This is a genomic window from Nostoc flagelliforme FACHB-838, assembly GCF_014698065.1.
Classification (GTDB): Bacteria; Cyanobacteriota; Cyanobacteriia; order Cyanobacteriales; family Nostocaceae; genus Nostoc; species Nostoc flagelliforme_B.
This window is the reverse complement of the sequence record NZ_JACJSI010000673.1, coordinates 1-1,977: the sequence shown is the minus strand read 5'-3', so window position 1 is coordinate 1,977 and position 1,977 is coordinate 1. Positions and strand designations below refer to the sequence as shown.

Here is a 1,977-nt window from a genome sequence, read left to right as displayed (position 1 = left end):
AAATGGTTGATAAATTAATCTCAGTTGCACTCGATTTAATAAATCCTCAACATTTAAGAAACTGGTTTGCTAGTTGCTGCTACTGTACCTCATAACAGCCGTAAATGCTGTATTGCCAGCAAACAAGGGAATATAAATACTTATATTGTCGCCACCATTAGCAAATGTGACTGCTGCAACTTTATAAGTTTGGGGAGTTAGAATACTCAAGATGAAATTTAGGATGGTGTTAGCATTAGATGCTTTTAAACTAGTGGCTACAGTCTGAATTTCTGGATTTTCTATTTCTTGATGCAATAACTGCTTAATCCCAATTGCTATCGGTAAAATTCTTAATAATCCTATCCAAGCTCTAGGTATTATTAAACTACCAAAGAAACCTGGTAAACTGGCAATAATGATGGCGAAAAAACCTAGATACTGTCCAACGAAAATATGACGACGACGAAATTGGTTATTTAGCTGTGAAAAAAACAGCATTAGGATAACAATGTCATCAATATTGGTAAGAGTAAAACCAACAATTCCCTCTACAATAGTTGTGATAATGTTACTCATGTGAGATGATCAAAAATAATGATTAACTAATCCAAATTCAGCAAATAAATCAGGATACTGTGTAATGAGTGAGTTAATTACTACACTCTTAGTAGGAATCTCAGCCTTCGTTGCCACTAATATTGATGATATCGTTATTTTATTACTGCTGTTTTCTCAGCTAAGTTCTAGCTTCAGATGTCGGCACATTGTTGCTGGTCAATACTTAGGCTTTATAGTGTTAATTATTGCTAGTCTTCCTGGGTTATTTGGTGGATTAATCATACCACCCAACTGGATTGGACTGCTGGGATTAATACCGATGGCGATGGGTATCAGTAGTTTAATAAATCAGGAGGAAAATGAAACTTTAGAGGTTGAAATTGTAACAACAGAATATCAAGATGCAAACACAACAAGCTTGTTCAATGCACAAACTTACAAGGTTGCAGCCATCACCATCGCTAATGGGAGTGATAATATCAGCGTCTATATACCATTATTTGCTAGTAGTAATACAGCTAATTTTATAATTATTATTGGAGTATTTTTTATATTAGTAGCAATTTGGTGTTATCTAGCTTATAAGTTTACTTACCAAACCAAAATAGCGAATATATTAAGTCAATATAGTAATTATATTCTGCCTTTTGTATTAATAATATTAGGCGGACTAATTATTTTAAAAACAGCAGCGTTAAGCTTGATCAAGCTAGCAGCTAGTTGTATTTGTTTAGCAATCTTAGTAAAAAAGCAACCATTATCTAACTAAGCTACCTGGACATCTTCTTGCATAAGCATATTCTCAAAAGCTATCATAACTCGTGTATGAAAACGTTGACGGTGTTTTAGTTTCCAAATCGGCTGGATAATTTCTAATGCTTTCTTAGATTGTTTTTGCGGGTTGATAATTTGTACAGCGTTTAATGTCCTTAGTTGTAATTCTTTTTTCACCATTGATTCTGGAAGTGCAGCTGCACCAACACCACTTTCTACAACTGCTTTCACCATTTCACTAGTGTTGAGGTTAAGTACAACATCCAGGTTTCTAGGTTCAATTCCCCAACTTTGTAAGGCTTGCTCAAACATCTGCTGTGCGCCAGAACCAGATTCACGCATTACCCAACTGGTGCTGAATAATTCATTTAAATAAATTTCGTTATGCTGAAACCAAGGGTGAGATTTACCTATAACAATTTGCAGGCGATCGCTTCCTACTTCGTCTTGCTCTAAAGAGTGCTGTAACGATGGTTTAATATCCCCTGTAACCAAACCCAAATCATACATACCTACAGCAGTTCCTTCACAAATTTCTTCTGCATTCCCCAACTGACAATTGATAAAAATGCCTGGATATAACTGCTTAAACTGGCTAATTTTTTCGGGTAGCCAATAGTTACCAACTGTGAGACTTGCGCCTATCTTCAACTCTCCCCGTTG

2 protein-coding genes and 1 pseudogene are annotated in these 1,977 nt (G+C 35.6%); 1 reads left to right on the top strand and 2 read right to left on the bottom strand.

The genetic code is table 11. The features are described from left to right. Positions 1–111 precede the first annotated feature (111 nt). Positions 112–558 (bottom strand): annotated as a pseudogene (locus H6G97_RS50530) (cadmium resistance transporter); the annotation flags it as partial. A 64-nt stretch (positions 559–622) separates the two neighbouring features. On the opposite strand from H6G97_RS50530, the gene H6G97_RS50525 reads away from it, so the two are divergent. Then, complete coding sequence (locus H6G97_RS50525) at positions 623–1,309, top strand: cadmium resistance transporter (RefSeq protein WP_190947706.1); 687 nt, start codon at positions 623–625, stop codon at positions 1,307–1,309. Here H6G97_RS50525 and H6G97_RS50520 read toward each other — a convergent pair. Continuing rightward, positions 1,306–1,977: LysR substrate-binding domain-containing protein (locus H6G97_RS50520; RefSeq protein ID WP_190947705.1), on the bottom strand; the 672-nt coding region annotated here is incomplete at its 5' end. The genes H6G97_RS50525 and H6G97_RS50520 overlap by 4 nt on opposite strands.